This window comes from Klebsiella sp. C360, assembly GCF_048822415.1.
GTDB lineage: Bacteria > Pseudomonadota > Gammaproteobacteria > Enterobacterales > Enterobacteriaceae > Klebsiella > Klebsiella quasipneumoniae.
Genome location: NZ_JBMEZZ010000002.1, coordinates 534,444 through 553,210, shown reverse-complemented (window position 1 = coordinate 553,210; position 18,767 = coordinate 534,444). Strand labels below are relative to the sequence as shown.

At 58.5% G+C, this 18,767-nt stretch carries 17 protein-coding genes and 1 other annotated feature; of the genes, 9 read left to right on the top strand and 8 right to left on the bottom strand.

Annotated features, from left to right (window positions below; all coding sequences use genetic code 11):
- Positions 1-17 precede the first annotated feature (17 nt).
- The gene (locus ACOI7D_RS08580) at positions 18-842 is read right to left on the bottom strand and encodes an SDR family oxidoreductase (protein WP_023290355.1); all 825 of its coding nucleotides are present in this window, start codon (positions 840-842) and stop codon (positions 18-20) included.
- 176 nt (positions 843-1,018) lie between these two features.
- Between ACOI7D_RS08580 and hisL the strand changes: the two genes are divergently transcribed.
- From hisL to hisIE, 9 genes are all read left to right on the top strand, one after another.
- Positions 1,019-1,069 (top strand): his operon leader peptide, encoded by a 51-nt coding sequence (hisL, locus tag ACOI7D_RS08575; RefSeq protein WP_004899375.1) that lies wholly within the window; start codon positions 1,019-1,021, stop codon positions 1,067-1,069.
- Positions 1,045-1,167: a sequence feature (His leader region), on the top strand. (Overlaps the previous gene by 25 nt.)
- A 47-nt stretch (positions 1,168-1,214) precedes the next feature.
- Positions 1,215-2,114 (top strand): ATP phosphoribosyltransferase, encoded by a 900-nt coding sequence (gene hisG, locus ACOI7D_RS08570; RefSeq protein ID WP_023290356.1) that lies wholly within the window; start codon positions 1,215-1,217, stop codon positions 2,112-2,114.
- Positions 2,115-2,153: 39 nt separating this feature from the next.
- Positions 2,154-3,458: a histidinol dehydrogenase gene (gene hisD, locus ACOI7D_RS08565; protein WP_109547128.1), complete on the top strand. Its 1,305-nt coding sequence runs from the start codon at positions 2,154-2,156 to the stop codon at positions 3,456-3,458.
- On the top strand, positions 3,455-4,516 hold the full coding sequence (gene hisC, locus ACOI7D_RS08560) for a histidinol-phosphate transaminase (RefSeq protein WP_032453441.1): 1,062 nt from the start codon (positions 3,455-3,457) through the stop codon (positions 4,514-4,516). The genes hisD and hisC overlap by 4 nt, the downstream gene beginning before the upstream one ends.
- Entirely contained in the window at positions 4,513-5,580 is a 1,068-nt protein-coding gene (hisB, locus tag ACOI7D_RS08555) for a bifunctional histidinol-phosphatase/imidazoleglycerol-phosphate dehydratase HisB (RefSeq protein WP_017899706.1), read from the top strand. The genes hisC and hisB overlap by 4 nt, the downstream gene beginning before the upstream one ends.
- Positions 5,580-6,170 carry an imidazole glycerol phosphate synthase subunit HisH gene (gene hisH, locus ACOI7D_RS08550; RefSeq protein ID WP_008804113.1) on the top strand — a complete coding sequence of 197 codons (591 nt, stop codon included), beginning with the start codon at positions 5,580-5,582 and terminating at the stop codon, positions 6,168-6,170. Before hisB ends, hisH begins: the two co-directional genes overlap by 1 nt.
- Positions 6,170-6,907, top strand: a complete 738-nt coding sequence (gene hisA, locus ACOI7D_RS08545) for a 1-(5-phosphoribosyl)-5-[(5-phosphoribosylamino)methylideneamino]imidazole-4-carboxamide isomerase (protein ID WP_004200373.1) — start codon at positions 6,170-6,172, stop codon at positions 6,905-6,907. The genes hisH and hisA overlap by 1 nt, the downstream gene beginning before the upstream one ends.
- Positions 6,889-7,665, top strand: a complete 777-nt coding sequence (hisF, locus tag ACOI7D_RS08540) for an imidazole glycerol phosphate synthase subunit HisF (protein ID WP_109547127.1) — start codon at positions 6,889-6,891, stop codon at positions 7,663-7,665. Before hisA ends, hisF begins: the two co-directional genes overlap by 19 nt.
- Positions 7,659-8,255, top strand: coding sequence for a bifunctional phosphoribosyl-AMP cyclohydrolase/phosphoribosyl-ATP diphosphatase HisIE (gene hisIE / locus ACOI7D_RS08535; RefSeq protein ID WP_023290360.1), 597 nt, complete (start codon positions 7,659-7,661; stop codon positions 8,253-8,255). The genes hisF and hisIE overlap by 7 nt, the downstream gene beginning before the upstream one ends.
- A 38-nt stretch (positions 8,256-8,293) precedes the next feature.
- Here hisIE and wbdC read toward each other — a convergent pair whose 3' ends face one another.
- The 7 genes from wbdC to rfbK are packed head-to-tail and all read right to left on the bottom strand — an operon-like array spanning position 8,294 to position 18,761.
- Positions 8,294-9,409, bottom strand: coding sequence for an N-acetyl-alpha-D-glucosaminyl-diphospho-ditrans,octacis-undecaprenol 3-alpha-mannosyltransferase WbdC (wbdC, locus tag ACOI7D_RS08530; RefSeq protein WP_044524108.1), 1,116 nt, complete (start codon positions 9,407-9,409; stop codon positions 8,294-8,296).
- A 9-nt stretch (positions 9,410-9,418) separates the two neighbouring features.
- A complete protein-coding gene (locus ACOI7D_RS08525) occupies positions 9,419-10,564 on the bottom strand; it encodes a glycosyltransferase family 4 protein (protein WP_008804110.1) in 1,146 nt (381 codons plus the stop codon).
- Between the two features lie 46 nt (positions 10,565-10,610).
- Positions 10,611-13,133, bottom strand: coding sequence for a polymannosyl GlcNAc-diphospho-ditrans,octacis-undecaprenol 2,3-alpha-mannosylpolymerase WbdA (wbdA, locus tag ACOI7D_RS08520; RefSeq protein ID WP_049014735.1), 2,523 nt, complete (start codon positions 13,131-13,133; stop codon positions 10,611-10,613).
- A gap of 10 nt (positions 13,134-13,143) precedes the next feature.
- On the bottom strand, positions 13,144-15,270 hold the full coding sequence (locus ACOI7D_RS08515; protein WP_060590469.1) for a methyltransferase domain-containing protein: 2,127 nt from the start codon (positions 15,268-15,270) through the stop codon (positions 13,144-13,146).
- A 19-nt stretch (positions 15,271-15,289) separates the two neighbouring features.
- Positions 15,290-16,585 (bottom strand): O9 family O-antigen export ABC transporter ATP-binding subunit, encoded by a 1,296-nt coding sequence (wzt, locus tag ACOI7D_RS08510; protein WP_050533857.1) that lies wholly within the window; start codon positions 16,583-16,585, stop codon positions 15,290-15,292.
- A 2-nt stretch (positions 16,586-16,587) separates the two neighbouring features.
- Positions 16,588-17,373 carry an O9 family O-antigen export ABC transporter permease subunit gene (gene wzm, locus ACOI7D_RS08505; protein ID WP_004203602.1) on the bottom strand — a complete coding sequence of 262 codons (786 nt, stop codon included), beginning with the start codon at positions 17,371-17,373 and terminating at the stop codon, positions 16,588-16,590.
- 5 nt (positions 17,374-17,378) lie between these two features.
- Entirely contained in the window at positions 17,379-18,761 is a 1,383-nt protein-coding gene (gene rfbK, locus ACOI7D_RS08500; protein ID WP_049014738.1) for an O9 family phosphomannomutase RfbK, read from the bottom strand.
- Positions 18,762-18,767 lie beyond the last annotated feature (6 nt).

The window sequence follows — 18,767 nt, the reverse complement described above, 5'->3', positions numbered from 1 at the left end:
GAATCACCGCTGGCGGATCACTCCATCGGCATCACCAGCGGATCGGGGTACTGGTACTCAAACCCCAGCTCATTGCAGATACGATTGCCATCCACAATCTTGCCCTGGCCGCCGTCCGGGCTGTCGCTGAAGACCGGCGGCGGCAGCCCCAGCTCGCGGGCCATCTGCGGATAAAAGAGGCCGCGCGCCGGATGGCGGGGCGCACATAGATTATAGATGTGCCCGCCCTTCGGAGCCTGCAGCAGCAGTTCGATGGCGGCCACCACATCCTGCAAATGCACCAGGTTGACCACGTGCTGGCCATCCGGCGCCGACTTGCCGGCGAAAAAACGCCCCGGATGGCGGGACGGCCCCACCAGCCCGGCCAGGCGCAGAATATCCACCGAGGTCCCCGGCAGATTGTGCAGCCAGTCCTCCAGCTCCTTGAGCACCTGCCCGCTGGCGGTTTGCGGCAGGCGCGGGGAGTTCTCTTTCACCGTACCGTTGGCGTTGCCATACACCGAGGTGGAGCTGGTGAAGACGATCCGCGGAATATGGTACGCCAGCGCGGTATCGACGATCTCCTGCACCGCCTGCAGATAAAACCCTTCCCCCGCCCCGGTCCGCCGGGCCGGCAGCGTGATCACCAGCGCATCGACGTTCATCAGCGCGTCGAGGTCCTCGGTATCACAGACCAGCTGCGGCTCCAGGCGCAGCGGATAGCTGTCGATCCCGCACATCCGCGCCGCCTCCACTCCATCCTGCGTGGTTTTACTGCCGGTGACCTGCCAGCCTCGCGCCGTCAACGACAGCGCCAGCGGCATCCCCAGCCATCCCAAACCGACTATCGCGACCTTTTTCATCCCAGGCTCCTGACTCTTTCGCTGTGCTGATTACAGGCTACGCCAGCCAGCGGCAACTGACAATTTCTTCGCTCAATGTGAAATGAATTAATGATAGAAAAAAGCCCTTGCTTTCTGCGGCGAAAGTGGTTTAGGTTAAAGGACATCAAATGCATAGTCATTCACAGAGAATTTTTATGAACCGCGTTCAATTTAAACACCACCATCATCACCATCATCCTGACTAGTCTTTCAGGCGATGTGTGCTGGAAGACATTTGGATCTTCCAGTGGTGCATGAACGCGCAGAGAGCCCCCGGAAGATTCACTTCCGGGGGCTTTTTTTTGGACCAAATTCGGACAGATTCAGACAGGTATTCAGAGGAAAAGAACAATGTTAGACAACACCCGTTTACGCATAGCTATTCAGAAATCAGGCCGTTTAAGCGAAGATTCACGCGAATTACTCAGCCGCTGCGGCATTAAAGTCAATTTGCACACCCAGCGTCTGATTGCGCTGGCGGAAAATATGCCAATCGACATTCTGCGCGTGCGTGATGACGATATCCCGGGCCTGGTGATGGACGGTGTTGTCGACCTCGGCATTATCGGCGAAAACGTGCTGGAAGAAGAGCTGCTCAGCCGCCGCGCCCAGGGCGAAGACCCGCGCTATTTCACCCTGCGTCGCCTGGACTTCGGCGGCTGCCGCCTGTCGCTGGCGACCCCGGTGGATGAAGCCTGGAACGGCCCGGCGGCGCTGGACGGCAAACGTATCGCCACCTCTTACCCGCACCTGCTGAAGCGTTACCTCGATCAAAAAGGTATCTCCTTTAAATCCTGTCTGCTGAACGGCTCCGTGGAAGTGGCGCCGCGCGCCGGCCTCGCCGACGCCATCTGCGACCTCGTCTCCACCGGCGCCACCCTGGAAGCCAACGGCCTGCGCGAAGTGGAAGTGATCTACCGCTCCAAAGCCTGCCTGATCCAGCGCGACGGCGAAATGGACGACGCCAAACAGCAGCTGATTGACCGCCTGCTGACCCGTATTCAGGGCGTGATCCAGGCCCGCGAGTCGAAATACATCATGATGCACGCCCCGACCGAACGTCTGGAAGAAGTGGTTGCCCTGCTGCCGGGCGCCGAACGGCCAACCATTCTGCCGCTGGCGGGCGACAAGCAGCGCGTGGCGATGCACATGGTCAGCAGCGAAACCCTGTTCTGGGAGACCATGGAAAAACTGAAGGCGCTGGGCGCCAGCTCCATTCTGGTGCTGCCGATTGAGAAGATGATGGAGTAATCGGCCAGCCGGTCACGGGACACACAGGGGAAAACAATCATGAGCTTCAACACAATCATCGACTGGAACGGCTGTAGCGCAGACCAACAGCAACAACTCTTAACGCGCCCGGCGATTTCCGCCTCCGACAGCATCAGTAAAACGGTGGCGGCGATCCTCGATAACGTCAAAGCCAACGGCGACGCGGCGCTGCGCGAATACAGCGCGAAGTTTGATAAAACCACCGTCGCCGCGCTGCAGGTGAGCGAGGCGGAGATCGCCGCCGCCGGCGAGCGCCTCAGCGACGAGCTGAAGCAGGCGATGGCGGTGGCGGTGCAAAACATCGAGTCCTTCCACAACGCGCAACAGCTGCAGGCGGTGGATGTCGAAACGCTGCCGGGGGTGCGCTGCCAGCAGGTGACCCGCCCTATCGCCTCCGTCGGGCTGTATATTCCGGGCGGCTCGGCGCCGCTGTTCTCCACGGTGCTGATGCTGGCGACGCCGGCGCGCATCGCCGGCTGTCAGCAGGTGGTGCTCTGCTCGCCGCCGCCGATCGCCGATGAGATCCTCTACGCCGCACAGCTGTGCGGCGTGAAAACCATCTTTAACGTCGGCGGCGCGCAGGCCATCGCCGCCCTCGCCCTCGGTACCGAGTCGGTGCCGAAGGTGGATAAAATCTTTGGCCCGGGTAACGCTTACGTCACGGAAGCCAAACGCCAGGTCAGCCAGCGTCTGGACGGCGCGGCCATCGATATGCCGGCCGGCCCGTCGGAAGTGCTGGTGATCGCCGACAGCGGCGCCAACCCGGACTTTGTCGCCTCTGACCTGCTGTCCCAGGCGGAACACGGCCCGGACTCGCAGGTGATCCTCCTGACCCCGGACGCCGGGATGGGCAGCCGCGTCGCCGAGGCCGTGGAGCGCCAGCTGGCCGCCCTGCCGCGCGCCGAAACCGCCCGCGTGGCGCTCTCCGCCAGCCGCATCATCGTGGCCCGCGACCTGGCGCAGTGCGTGGCTATCTCCAACCAGTATGGCCCGGAACACCTGATCATTCAGACCCGTCAGGCCCGAGAGCTGGTGGAGAGCATCACCAGCGCCGGTTCGGTTTTCCTTGGCGACTGGTCGCCGGAATCCGCGGGCGACTACGCCTCGGGCACCAACCACGTCCTGCCGACCTATGGCTATACCGCCACCTGTTCGAGCCTCGGCCTGGCCGACTTCCAGAAGCGGATGACCGTGCAGGAGCTGTCGCGCGACGGCTTTGCCGCCCTCGCTTCGACGATTGAGATTCTGGCCGCCGCCGAGCGCCTTGACGCCCACAAAAACGCCGTAACGCTGCGCGTTGCCGCCCTGAAGGAGCAAGCATGAGCATTGAAGATTTAGCCCGCGCCAACGTCCGCGCGCTGACCCCGTATCAATCCGCTCGCCGCCTGGGCGGGAAAGGCGACGTCTGGCTGAACGCTAACGAATTCCCCACCGCCGTGGCTTTCCAGCTGACCGAGCAGACGCTGAACCGCTACCCGGAGCCGCAGCCGAAGGCGGTGATTGAGAACTACGCCCGCTACGCCGGGGTTAAACCGGAGCAGGTGCTGGTCAGCCGCGGCGCCGACGAAGGCATTGAGCTGCTGATCCGCGCCTTCTGCGAGCCAGGCGAAGACGCGGTGCTCTACTGCCCGCCCACCTACGGCATGTACAGCGTCAGCGCCGAGACCATCGGCGTCGAATGCCGCACCGTGCCGACGCTGGCCGACTGGCAGCTCGACCTGCCGGGGATTGAGGCAAAGCTGGACGGGGTGAAAGTGGTCTTCGTCTGCAGCCCGAACAACCCGACCGGGCAGATTATCGACCCGCAGTCGATGCGCGACCTGCTGGAGATGACCCGCGGCAAAGCCATCGTGGTGGCCGACGAAGCCTATATTGAATTCTGCCCGCAGGCGACCCTCGCCGGCTGGCTCAGCGACTACCCGCACCTGGTGGTGCTGCGCACGCTGTCCAAAGCCTTTGCCCTCGCCGGCCTGCGCTGCGGCTTCACCCTCGCCAACGCCGAGGTGATTAACGTGCTGCTGAAAGTGATCGCGCCGTACCCGCTCTCCACGCCGGTGGCCGATATCGCCGCCCAGGCGCTGAGCGCGGAAGGGATCGCCGCGATGCGTCAGCGCGTGGCGCAGATCCTCGACGAGCGCCGCTACCTGGTGGAACAGCTGCGCGGCATCGCCTGCGTGGAGCAGGTCTTCGATTCCGAGACCAACTACGTCCTGGCGCGGATAACCGCCTCCAGCGCAGTGTTTAAATCTTTGTGGGATCAGGGCATTATCTTACGTGACCAGAATAAACAACCTTCATTGAGCGGCTGTTTGCGTATCACTATCGGTACCCGTGCCGAGAGCCAGCGCGTGATTGACGCCTTGACTGCGGAGAATGTATGACCCAGAAGTATCTCTTTATTGACCGTGACGGCACCCTGATTTCCGAACCGCCGGTAGATTTCCAGGTGGACCGTTTCGACAAGCTGGCGTTCGAGCCGCAGGTGATCCCGGCGCTGCTGAAGCTGCAGCAGGAAGGCTATAAGCTGGTGATGATCACCAACCAGGACGGTCTGGGTACCGACAGCCTGCCGCAGGAGGCGTTTGATGGCCCACACAACCTGATGATGCAGATCTTCGCCTCGCAGGGCGTTAACTTTGAGGAAGTGCTGATTTGTCCGCACTTCCCGGGCGACAACTGCGCCTGCCGCAAGCCGAAAACCCAGCTGGTACTGCCGTGGCTGGAAGAAGGCGTGCTGGATAAAGCCCACAGCTACGTGATTGGCGACCGGGCCACCGACCTTGAGCTGGCGGATAACATGGGGATTATCGGTCTGCGCTATGACCGCGAGACCCTGAACTGGCCGACCATCTGCGAGCAACTGACCCGCCGCGACCGCTATGCCCACGTCGAGCGCATCACCAAAGAGACCCAGGTGGATGTGAAAGTGTGGCTGGACCGCGAAGGCGGCAGCAAGATCCACACCGGCGTCGGCTTTTTTGACCATATGCTCGACCAAATCGCCACCCACGGCGGCTTCCGCATGGAGGTCAACGTCGGCGGCGATCTGTACATCGACGATCACCACACGGTGGAAGATACCGGCCTGGCCCTTGGCGAAGCCCTGAAGCTGGCGCTTGGCGACAAACGCGGCATCAACCGCTTCGGCTTCGTGCTGCCGATGGACGAGTGTCTCGCCCGCTGCGCGCTGGATATCTCCGGCCGTCCGCACCTGGAGTATAAGGCGGACTTCACCTATCAGCGCGTCGGCGATCTGAGCACCGAGATGGTGGAACACTTCTTCCGCTCGCTCTCTTACACCATGGCGGTGACCCTGCACCTGAAAACCAAGGGCAAGAACGATCACCACCGCGTGGAGAGCCTGTTCAAAGCCTTTGGCCGTACGCTGCGCCAGGCGATCCGCGTCCAGGGCGATGCCCTGCCGTCTTCCAAAGGGGTGCTGTGATGAATGTGGTGATCCTTGATACCGGGTGCGCCAACCTCAATTCGGTGAAATCGGCGATTGGCCGCCACGGCTATGAGCCAGTGGTCAGCCGCGATCCGGAGGTGGTATTGCGTGCCGATAAACTGTTTCTTCCCGGCGTCGGCACCGCCCAGGCGGCGATGGACCAGCTGCGCGACCGCGATCTGATCGACCTGATCAAAGCCTGTACCCAGCCGGTGCTGGGGATTTGCCTGGGCATGCAGCTGCTCGGCAAGCGCAGCGAAGAGAACAACGGCGTCGATCTGCTGGGCATTATCGAGGAAGAGGTGCCGAAGATGACCGACCACGGCCTGCCGCTGCCGCACATGGGCTGGAACCGGGTGTATGCCAAAGCGGGCGATCGTCTGTTCCGCGGCATTGAAGAAGGCGCGTATTTCTACTTCGTCCACAGCTACGCCATGCCGGTCAACCCGTACACCATCGCCCAGTGCAATTACGGCGAGGCGTTTACCGCCGCGGTGCAGAAAGATAACTTCTTTGGCGTGCAGTTCCACCCGGAGCGCTCCGGGAGCGCCGGGGCGCAGCTGCTGAAAAACTTCCTGGAGATGTGATGATTATTCCTGCGTTAGATTTAATCGACGGCACCGTCGTTCGTCTCCACCAGGGCGATTACGGCCAGCAGCGCGACTACGGCAGCGATCCGCTGCCGCGCCTGCAGTCCTATGCCGCTCAGGGGGCGGAAGTCCTGCACCTGGTCGACCTGACCGGGGCGAAGGATCCGGCGAAGCGCCAGATCCCGCTGCTGAAATCGCTGGTCGCCGGCGTTGACGTCCCGGTGCAGGTCGGCGGCGGCGTGCGGACCGAGGCGGATGTCGCGGCCCTGCTTGAAGCCGGCGTCGCCCGCGTGGTGGTCGGCTCCACCGCGGTGAAATCCCCGGAGGAAGTGAAAGGCTGGTTTAAACGCTTTGGCCCTGAACGGCTGGTGCTGGCGCTCGACGTGCGTATCGACGCCGACGGCAATAAGCAGGTGGCGGTCAGCGGCTGGCAGGAGAACTCCGGCGTGACCCTGGAGGAGCTGGTGGAGAGCTATCTGCCGGTCGGCCTGCAGCATGTGCTGTGCACCGATATCTCCCGTGACGGCACGCTGGCGGGCTCCAACGTCTCGCTGTATGAGGAAGTCTGCGCCCGCTACCCGCAGGTGGCGTTTCAGTCATCCGGCGGCATCGGCGATCTCAATGATATTGCCGCCCTGCGCGGCACCGGGGTGCGCGGCGTGATTGTCGGTCGCGCGCTGCTGGAAGGTAAATTCAACGTAACGGAGGCCATTCAATGCTGGCAAAACGGATAATCCCCTGCCTCGACGTCCGCGACGGCCAGGTAGTGAAAGGCGTGCAGTTCCGTAATCACGAGATCATCGGTGATATCGTCCCGCTGGCCAAGCGCTATGCCGACGAAGGCGCCGACGAGCTGGTGTTCTATGATATCACCGCCTCCAGCGACGGCCGGGTGGTCGACAAGAGCTGGGTGTCGCGGGTGGCGGAAGTGATCGATATTCCTTTCTGCGTGGCGGGCGGGATCAAGTCGCTGGAAGACGCGGCGCAGATCCTCTCCTTTGGCGCCGATAAGATCTCGATTAACTCCCCTGCCCTCGCCGACCCGACGCTGATCACCCGCCTTGCCGACCGCTTTGGCGTGCAGTGCATTGTGGTGGGGATTGATACCTGGTTTGATGCAGAGACCGGCAAATATCACGTCAATCAGTACACCGGCGACGAGAGCCGCACCCGGGTGACGCAGTGGGAAACCCTCGACTGGGTGGAGGAAGTGCAGAAGCGCGGCGCGGGCGAGATCGTCCTCAATATGATGAACCAGGACGGGGTGCGCAACGGCTACGATCTGCAGCAGCTGGCGAAGGTTCGCGCAGTGTGCCATGTGCCGCTGATCGCCTCCGGCGGCGCGGGCACCATGGAACACTTCCTTGAAGCCTTCCGCGACGCCAACGTTGACGGCGCGCTGGCGGCCTCGGTATTCCACAAACAGATTATTAATATTGGCGAACTGAAAGCGTACCTGGCGGCACAGGGCGCGGAGATAAGGGTATGTTGACTGAACAGCTGGACTGGGAAAAAACGGACGGCATGATGCCGGCCATCGTGCAGCACGCCGTATCCGGCGAAGTGCTGATGCTGGGCTACATGAACAAGGAGGCGCTGGAGAAAACCGAAGCCACCGGCAAGGTCACCTTTTACTCACGCACCAAACAGCGGCTGTGGACCAAGGGTGAAACCTCGGGCCATGTCCTCAACGTAGTGAGCATCACGCCGGACTGCGACAACGATACGCTGCTGGTGCTGGTGAACCCGATCGGGCCGACCTGCCACAAAGGCACCACCAGCTGCTTCGGCGACGCCGGCCACCAGTGGCTGTTCCTCTATCAGCTGGAGCAGCTGCTGGCCGAGCGTAAGCACGCCGACCCGGAGAGCTCCTACACGGCGAAGCTGTATGCCAGCGGCACCAAGCGCATTGCGCAGAAAGTGGGGGAAGAAGGCGTGGAGACCGCGCTGGCCGCCACGGTGAACGACCGCTTCGAGCTGAAGAATGAGGCGTCGGACCTGATGTATCACCTGCTGGTGCTGCTGCAGGACCAGGGGCTGGATCTCGGGGAAGTGATTGATAATCTGAAAAGTCGGCACTAACGCGTTGACCCCCGCCGCAACGGCGGGGGTAGCTGGCCTCAGGATTTGCTTTCCAGCAGCGTAGTGTAGAGATTGACGTAAGCGTCAATCATATGGTCGGCAGTAAACATCTCTTCAAAACGACGACGCGAGTTTTCGCCATAGCGGCTGGCGGTTTCATCGTTATGCCAGAGCTCATTCATCGCCTCCACCAGCGCCTGGCTGTCATTCGGCGGGATCACGCAGCCATTCACTTTGTCCTGGTTAATGAACGAGGTCCCGGTGCCGATCTCGCAGGAGATCAGCGGCCTGGCGAAGCGCGCGCCTTCCAGTAACGTAATGCCAAACGCCTCGGAGCGCAGATGCGAGGGGAAGACCACGCCACGGCAGAGCTGGAAGAGAATATATTTATCTTCGTCGTTGAGCATGCCGGTAAACACCACATTGCTCAGCCCGCGCTGCTGCGCTTCACGACGCACTTCCGCCTCCAGCGGCCCGCCCCCGACGATCACCACCGGCAGCCGGCTACGCTCGGCGGCATCCAGCAGAATGTGCAACCCTTTGTAGTAGCGGAAAGCGCCGACGAAAAGGAAGAAGTTATCGCCGACGGTTTCCCGCCAGTGCGCCACCCGCTGCGGATCGTGCTGCACGTCGTGCTGCTCCAGACCAAACGGGATCACCACGGTTTTATCCTGATATTTTTTCAGGGTCTGGCTGGAGGCCACGTAGTTGGGCGACGAGGCGACAATGCAGTCTACGCTGGCGAGGAATCGCTCCTGCAGCGGCTGGTACAGCTTCATCAACCGTTTTTGTTTCACAATATCAGAGTGATAGGTCACCACCGTTCTGGCGTCAGGCCGCGCCGAGAGATGCAACATGTCCATGAATGGAAACGGAAAATGGTAGTTGATGATGTCGTAATCATCTTTAATCTGCTTAAAACGCTTTAACGCTCTCAGCGAAAACGGCGTGGAGGCAATTTCAAAAAGCTGCTTATTATAAATGACCCGATGGTCTTCGTAGGCGACAGGTCCTGTCTCTTTGTCCGGGCTAAAAGTAAAAACATCGGCTGCGATTCCCCGGCGGGCGCAGCCCTGACTGAGCTGATAAATGACCTGCTCAATACCGCCGTAGGTATCGGGATAGTAGGTCTTATAGACGTGTAGAACTCTCAACTGACACCCTTAGAGTAATTTATAGGCGTTAATGGTCTGGGTCGTACAGTTCTCCCACGAAAACTGTTTCGCCTGGGCAAGACCGCGCGCGGTGGCGATTTCCCGCCAGCTATCATCCTGCAGGCTCTGCAAAATATGCGCGCTAATCGCGTCTACATCATTAGGATCGGCAACGAGGCCGGCATCGCCAACCACCTCAGGCAAAGAAGTGACATTGGAACATACTACCGGCACACCGCAAGACATCGCTTCAAGAATAGGTAAACCGAATCCCTCATAGAAGGAGGGATAAACAAAGGTTCTGGCCGCCGCGTACAGATAAGGCAGGTCTTCATCCGGGACATAGCCCAGGTAACGGATCCACCCTTCCCGCGTACCGCGCTCGACTAACTGCCACAGCACATCGTCTTCCCAGCCGCGATAACCGCTGAGGATCAGCGGGTAGCGCATGCGGGTCTCCATCGGCAGCAGCTGATAGGCCTGCAGCAAACCGCGGATATTTTTACGCGGCTCCATGGTGCCGATATACAACGCGTAGCCCTGCCACGCCAGCTGATATTTCTGCAGGACCGGCAGGCACTCCGCCGGGCTGCGCGGAATATAGTCGCTGCTGCAGGCCAGCTTGGTGGTGACGATCCGATCCGCCGGATAGTTGAACAGGCGGATGATTTCACTGCGCGAGAAGTCAGAGACGGTCAGGATCAGCTTTGCCGAATCCAGGCTCTCGTGCAGGGACTTCTCCATATAGCGAACCCGATCTTTTGGATGATATTCCGGGCAGGTAAAAATGGAGATGTCATGAAACGTGGTCACGGCGCGTTCCAGGCGATGCGGCAGATAAAAATTGGGACCATGGTAGATGTAATCTTTATAGTCGCGCAATGCCCATGCCTGGCGCCGTGGATGCAGCAGACGATATGCCTCAATCAGCAGCGGCTGGCGGCGCAGAAACGCCGACAGACGACCATGATTGCTGGCTTTGGTATCGCTTTTATTCTCTACCTGGGGGATCTGATCGATAAACGACGCGCCGTGAAACAGCTTCAGCTCTTCGATTTCGCGAGCGACCGCCAGCCGCTTAACCAGCTCCAGGGAATACCGACCGATGCCCGTTAATGGGTATTTAATTGGCTCAGTAGCAAAAATAATTTTCATAACGAACTCATCACAAGGGCCACCGGGGCGGCCCTGTTGATAGCGATTATTGCTTCGCGGCTGGCGCGATAATCGGCAGGTTTTTCAGGAGAAATTCCGCGCTCTGCTTCCAGGTTAACCAGTTGATATTTTCTGAGCGAGGATGCGCGTTTTGCTCATACAGGGCTAACCAGTCTTCGACGGCCTTCGCGATGTCGGCCGGCGCTTCCCCGGAGAAATACCAGGCATGTTCCTGAGCAATCTCTTTAAACACCGGGATATCGCGGATAATCACCGGCAGCTTTTTCTGCGCCGCTTCAATCAACGGCAGGCCAAAGCCCTCGCCCTGCGAGGCAAAGATCAGCGCGCGTGAACGAGCATATAGCTCGGCCAAAAACTCGTCGCTGATATTCTGCAGCCAGAACAGCTTTTTGTTCAGCTGCGGATGATGGCGTAATTTTTCGCACAAGCTGTCAACGTTCCAGCCCTGTTTGCCGACGATAAACAAGTTGTACTCTTTGCCTTCGCGCCACAGCTCCTCGAAGGCGGCCAGCGTCTGGGCGTGGCCTTTGCGCGGCTCCATGGTGCCAACCATGATAAATGAAGGGGCTGCGGCCATCGTGGCTAACAGCGCCTGTGCATTGTCCGGCATACCAGTGGACGGTACACTGGCATCGAGGTCGGCGCCCAGATGGAAGTTGCTGACGGTCAGCAGCGGATTCGGTTTCACCCAATGGCTATTTTCCGCAATCCACGCTTTCACATCCTCGGCGACGCTGGCAGAGACGCAGATCAGCCGGTCTGCGTGCTCTGCGAGGCAGGACAGCCAGATCGGGAATTCACGCTGAATGCCTTCGATACTCCACTCCGGGCGACGTAATGGCAAAATATCATGCACCACGAAGCAGGCGAACGCCCCGGCGGCGCGCATGCTGTCAATTTGCGTCACCACCTCCGGGAAGAGATGCGCGGTCAGATCGGTGGCGATCAGAATATCATCTTTGCTGAACAGCACCGGCTCGTCGGCACCATATTCGCCCGGGAAGTTACTGGACAGATATTGGTTGGCGTAGCGATAACACTCGCCTGGGGTGTAGTAGACGGCGGAAACCTCATAACCCGGCACGCCGGATTTCAGTAATTCGCTAAGAATACTGCGCGAGACGCGCTGGATCCCGGTCTTCGCGTCATGCTTCGCCAGAACCGAAATATCCACCAGCAGCTTGCGGGTATGGCGCTTAAAGCCGTTGCGCGCAACCGCCCACGCCAGACCCAGACGGTCGACTTCGCTCAGCGCATCAATTTTCTGCATCGTCTGAATGCGCGAGGCGGTCACGCCTTCCACCTGCCCGGCATGCGCCTCTTTGGACGACTGCAGCAGGCGAGTGAAACCATCGATCGCCAGATGGGCGGTGTTGGCCCAGGAGAATTTGGCCGACTGCGTCAGAGCATGCGCCTTCAGCTCACGGTAAAACGCCTCATCGGTCAGCGCCTTCTCCATCACCCGGCGAATATCCTGCACGTCATGCGGATTGAACATGGCATCTTCCCAGCCAATGACTTCCGGCAGGCTGGTAATGTTTGAACCTAAGGTCGCCGCCCCGCAGCGCATCGCTTCCAGCGGCGGCAGGCCGAAACCTTCATGCAGCGACGGGAACACAAACAGTTTGCACAGGTTGTACAGAGCAATCAGATCGTCGTCGGTCAGGAAGCCGGTAAAGATAAGCTGGCTGCGTGACAGGCCATAGCTTTCCGCCAGACGCAGAATCCGCTCCAGATCCTCCGGGTGCACCTTATACGCCAGCACCATCGGATAGCGCTGCTGCAATTCGGCAGGCAGCATGCTGTAGGCGTGAATAAGCGCTTCGATGTTTTTCCGCGGCTCGATCATCGCCAGCGTCAGAATAAACTCATCGGGCAGGCTGTATTTGTCTTTTAAAGACTGAATACGCTCGGCGGAATAGTCGATAACCGCAAACTCTTCCCCCACCGCCGAGGAGATGTTCAGCACTCGATCGCTGGCGATGTCGGTATATTCGATCACTTCCTGGGCCGCCGACTGCGAAATAGCGAAGATCGCGTCCGCCCGCTCAAACTCCGCCAGCTTGTTCATATAAAACTCGCGGAAATTCGGATCGCCGAGATAACGCTCTTTATTTAACAGCGGGATCAGATCGTGGCATACGCACACTGTCTTCCACGGCACATTGTCCGCCGGAATGGACACGGTATAACTATCCCCATGGCCTTCGAAGAAGCTAATAACATAGACAATATCAGGCGCGATATTGGCGATAGCGATATCGCGGGCCGCCTGGGCGGCTTTGCTACGGCCGTGGTTATCAATATTGCAATAGGCCGTTGGCGCAACGGCGGAGAAGATGAACATATCCTCATCCGCCAGCAGGTCCCGATAGGCCATTTTTACATCATTAATATTGTCAATGGGATACATACCATTGATCAGAATACTGACGCGATGCTCGCCGGCATTTTCAATAATGGCGCGGCTCATGGCCAGGGTACTGCGACCGATACCGCGGAATTTACTTTCCGACTGGTAACCCTGGACATCAATCAAAATATGCAAGTTAATCTCCTTATTTATTTTTCGTTAGTTTGAGATAAATTTCATAAACCTCCGGAGGTAAAAGCTCCGGATGCATCACTTGCAGCTCAGTCTGCGATAAAATTTGCGCATCAGCCTGATACTGGCTGTGCGGCAGCGGATTCATACGACGATACAAACGATAGGCCGGCTGATAAAGGCCCAGCTTATGTAACCCATTTACCGCGGTATGTTTTACCTTCGGATGTTTTCTCATAAACGAGAAAACAAACCGCAGGACGCGTTTAATAAAATGTTTACAACGCTGCACGAAACCATACTGCCTCAGCAAATGGATCTGCAGTCCCAGATAACGATAACCCTTGGTCATTCTCCAGGAACGGCTGCGATGGATTTTTTCAATTTCCTGGCGAAGCTGCTGGTTTTCGTTATGTAAATGGTGAATCTCCCGGTTAGCGGCTTCCAGTCGCTGGAGGAGCTCAGCGGTTTCCGGCGGCAGCTCGGGCTGAATGTCAGCCTGGGCGTGCGCTTGTGCCGACTCCAGCAGCGCGGTCAGCTGCGCCATATTCTCAGTCAGCCAGCTCAGCTCATGGCTGACTTCCACTGGCTGTTGCGCTTTCTCGACTAACGCATCCTGTGCCGCCTGCAGCTGAACGATCTGTTGCTCCAGGGCATGGATTTCACCACGCATCGCCTCCGAGCCGGCGCTTTCATTGCGCACCCGGGACTGAAGCTCTAGCAGCACCGTCTCCTGAGCGATGATCCACTGCTCCGTCGCCCCACGCTGCTGTTCAGCTGAAGGCAGTTTCGCTTTTTTGTCGAACAGCGCTAACAGCAGGGCAAAGTTCCAGCTGTCAACCGGCTCCTGCCAGACCGCATACAGCCAGTTTGACCACGGCTGCGGCAGGTTGAACGGATGCACGGGCGCCGAGCGCCAGAAACCGTTTATGTTTTTGTTTTCGGCAAACAGCTCGTTCACAAACACGAAAAACGACTGGACAAGGTTTGTCGGCCAGCTGCAGTCCTGTGGGGTGGTGACGATAGAGCCGAAGTCGATTAAGCGGGCATGCTGCCGTGCATCAACCATCACGTTCCATGGGCGCACATCGTCATGCCAGAACCCTTGCTTCTCCAGCGCCGCTAAGGAACGGAGCAAGGTGCCAAGGATTTTTTCACGATCGATCTCTTCCCCGGCCGCCAGCATATCGCTCAGCAAGCTACCCGGGAGCTTTTCCATCACCAGCCAGCCAGACTGGGCGTTTTCGCCGTGGGCCAGTAATGCCGGCGCGTCAAAGCCCGCTGGCGGTTGCGCCAGGAACTTTATTTCATTATGCAGTTCATGTTTATTACGCTGGCTCTCTTCCGCCGTCAGGATGCCGTGGGGCATGTCGTAATAGAAAAACTTGCACACATAATCTTCGCCAAAGAAGTAGCGACGGCTGCGCTTATGCGCCAGGCCGGCCCCGGCATAGGGCTGATTTTGCCAGTGCTGGAACGGCTGATTAAAATCGTTGAGCAGCACCCGGTGGTTGCTGACCAGGTACATCGGGCGCGGAACGGGGGATAAATGGGTATCAAACTCGCCAATCAGGCGATAAAACGCGCACTGCTCAATCAGTTCGCGCGGATCGTCCGGCTGAGAAACGCCCCAGTAGAGCGGTTCTTCTTTCACCGCCAGCTCAAGGATCACCGCCTGGGTGACATCCGCCAGGCGCGAGAGCAGACGTTTAACTTCATCGATACCATGAAGATGAACAATATGGTGAAACACGCTTAAGCCAATGGCCAGATCAAACTCGCCCTCTTCCAGCGCGGCGATCACCTCTTCAATTCTGCCTACCCGGAATTCGGCGGCAAAGTCGGGGTTTTCTTCGGCCAGCGCGCGGCACACGTTAATATTTTCCTGCTGGAAATCGATACCAACGATAGTCGCGCCTTTGCTTGCCAGGCTCAGGCTGAAAAAGCCCTGAGCGCAGCCCAGATCGAGAACTTTAAGCGGGCGGCCCAGCGCGCGGGATAAGTTATCGTACTGTTCGGTAATCAAATCGAGACGTTGATTACAATCGCGAGCGGCGTCGCCATCCCACTCGGGATGGCCAAAAATAGTTTGATAAATCTCAGGTAATTCGCTAACCAGCGTGTTTAAGTTTTTAGTCATGGAATCGTTTTTCTCAACGTCATTGGTAGCTAGTAAAGGACGACTTAAGATCGATGACACCCCAAAAATCCATGCTCTTGGTCACATGTAAAATAATGGAGTCGTAACGTCTGTCCAGCGGCGTCATATCCGTCTGCGGGTTGCCGGCAGAGATACCAAATGACAGCAGGTAATCGCCACTGTTTAAATCCACCGGAAGGCTAAATTTAAACACCCGAACATCGCCGCGGGAAACCGAAATATTCTCGCGCCCTTCTGAGGCGAGGAAAGAGTTGGTTCCGTAGAGGAATAAGCCATCGAGGGTCTTAATCAGGATGCCTGGCACCACGCAATCAAAATCGTATTCAAACACGACCTTCATCAGAAAATCGGTCTGCTGATTGCCCGTCAGCGAAGGCGGAAAATCAACCCCGGCGCTCTGAATATGGTAATCGATGATTTTCGCGCCGCCCTGCCCCCAGCGGTACTCTTCCGGACGGTAGCCTGGTCGCGTGTGGTACACATCTTCAATCTCATCGAGCGACATCTGGCTTTCGCCACTGGCTGACGAGGTAGCCGTTTCGCTTTTCCTGGCGCTGTCTTTATCAGGTTTGCCAAACAACTCATCCAGGTAACGGTTAGTCACGTCACGGGCGGTGCCGTCCATGCAGATGTCACCATTTTTGAGGAAGATGGCGCGGTCGCAGTGTTTGACGATATCCCCGGCGCTGTGGGAAACCAGCAGCAGCGTGGTGCCCTGCTTTTTGAAGTCCGCAATGCGGGCGTAGCACTTCGCCTGAAAGCGGGAGTCGCCAACGGAGAGCGCTTCATCGACGATCAGAATATCCGGGCGAGAAGCGGTGGCCACGGCGAACGCCAGGCGCATTTGCATGCCGCTGGAATAGATGCGCACCGGCTCTTCAATGTAGTCGCCGATATCCGCAAAGGCTTCGATCTCCGGCATTAAGCGCTCGATCTCTTCCCGGCTCAGGCCCATCATTAGCCCGGACATATACACGTTCTGCCGGCCGGTAAAGTCGGGATGGAAACCCATGCCCAGCTCCAGCAGCGCAGCGACGCGCCCCTGGATCTCAATGCTGCCTTTGGTGGGCTGGGTGGTGCCAGTCAGCAGCTTCAGCAACGTACTTTTACCTGCGCCGTTCACCCCGACAATACCGACTGCTTCACCGGGTTCAATGCTGAAATTGATGTCTTTTAACACCCATTTTTTGCTGTGCCGCGGCTTATCGCCCGGCAGCAGTTTCTCGATGACCCGGTTCCATTTGGATGGGTAATATTTATACGCCTTGCCGACGTGCTGAACTTTGATACTCATGATTAAATCTCGTCCACAATATCAGCGGCATGTTTTTTAAATAAACGCCAGGCAAATAAAAACAGAATGACCGACACCACCGTGACCGGAAGCAGCGCCATCCAGTCTGGGCTCTGGTGATAGAGCATCACGTTCTGATAGGAACCGATAATGGTCGCCATCGGGTTATAGGCCAGCAGGCCTGATACCCATTCCGGCAGCGTTTTGGACACGTAAACAATAGGCGTAAACCAGAACCAAAACTGCAGCAGAATATTGACGAACTGGCCGATGTCGCGGACAAAAACGTTCAGCACGCCGAGGATAATCCCCAGGCCCAGGGTGAACAGCATCTGGACGATCAGTACCGGAATGATTTCAAAGAAAATCATGCCCGGGAAATTGCCCGTGACGATCAGAAACAGCACAAACAGACCGAAAATGATCAGAAAGTTAATGAACGCCGAAGCGGTGACGATGATCGGTAAACAGATCCGCGGAAAGCTGAGCTTTTTAAGAATATTGGCGTTGGTCAGAAAAACGTTGACCAGACTGTTGAGCGTTTCCGTGAACAGCCCCCAGGTTAACACCCCGGAACAGAGGTAGATGCTATAGGCAAAAGGGCCGTCCATGCCCGCCAGGCGGGCACGCATTAATTCAGAAAAGATTAATGTATAGACGGAAATCATGGCGATCGGCTGCAAGATCAGCCATGCCGCGCCTAAAAAGCTGGTCTGGTAACGGGACTGAAAGTCCCGTTTAACGCTGTCAATAATAAAGCCACGGTAGCGATAGATCGCTGAAAACATAGGACTCAAAGCGATTCCTCTTTTAACAGGTTGAGCAGCTCGGCGGTTTTCTCGTTCATCAACGCCGTATCCGCTCTGGACTCAACGTTCAGACGCACCACCGGCTCCGTGTTGGACGTGCGCAGGTTAAAGCGCCACTCAGGGTATTCAATACTGATACCGTCCGTTGTGTCGATGTGTGCGGCCGCCGGCTCATACTGCGCCCGGATGCGCGCGATCGCCTCCGCCGCATTTCCCAGCTTGCGGTTGATCTCCCCCGACGCCGGGAATGCCGCCTGGCGGTCCTCCACCAGCGATTTCAGCGAGCTGTTCTTCAGGCACAGCAGCTCCGCCACCAGCAGCCACGGGATCATCCCGCTGTCGCAGTAGGCGAAGTCGCGGAAGTAGTGGTGCGCGCTCATCTCCCCGCCGTAGATGGCGTCTTCCTGGCGCATCCGCTCCTTGATGAACGCATGCCCGGTCTTCGACATCACCGGCTGCCCGCCGCTGCGGGTCACGATGTCCACCGTGTTCCACGTCAGGCGCGGGTCGTGAATGATTTTCGCCCCCGGCTGCTTCTGCAGGAACGCTTCCGCCAGCAGGCCGACAATGTAGTAACCCTCGATAAACGACGCCTCGTCATCGAACAGGAAGCAGCGGTCGAAGTCGCCGTCAAAGGCGATCCCCATGTCCGCCTGATGCGCACGCACCGCGTCGGCGGTGTCCTGGCGGCACTCCGGCAGCAGCGGGTTCGGGATACCGTTCGGGAAATGGCCGTCCGGCTGATGATGCACCTTGATAAAGGTCACCGGCGCCCCGGCCGCCGCGAAGCGTTTCTCCACCTCATCAATCACGTGCCCCGCCGCCCCGTTGCCGGAGTTCACCACCAGCTTCAGCGGACGGGTGAAGTTCGCCAGGTCCACGTAGCCCATCAGGTGGTCAACGTACTCCTTCAGCACCGAAATCTGGCGCAGGGTGCCGCGACGCGCCGGGTCAACAGGCGGGAACTGGTTTTCCTCCGCCAGGCGCTGGATGTCACGCAGGCCGGTGTCGCCGCTGATGGGCTTCGCGTTCTCGCGCACCAGCTTCATGCCGTTGTAGTTCATCGGGTTGTGGCTCGCCGTCACCTCGATACCGCCGTCCACCCCGAGGTGGAAGGTGGCGAAGTAAATCTCTTCGGTACCGCTCAGGCCGATATCCAGCACGTCGGTGCCGGCGTCCATCAGCCCGCGGGCCAGCGCCAGCTTCAGCGACTCGCTGGTGAGGCGCACATCGCCCCCCACCACTATCTTCCCGGGTTTCAGAAATTCGCCGTAGGCGCGGCCGATACGGTAGGCGATGTCCTCGTTCAGCTCCTCGCCCAGTTCACCACGGATGTCATAAGCCTTAAAGCATGTTAACTGTGTCATTCTGCG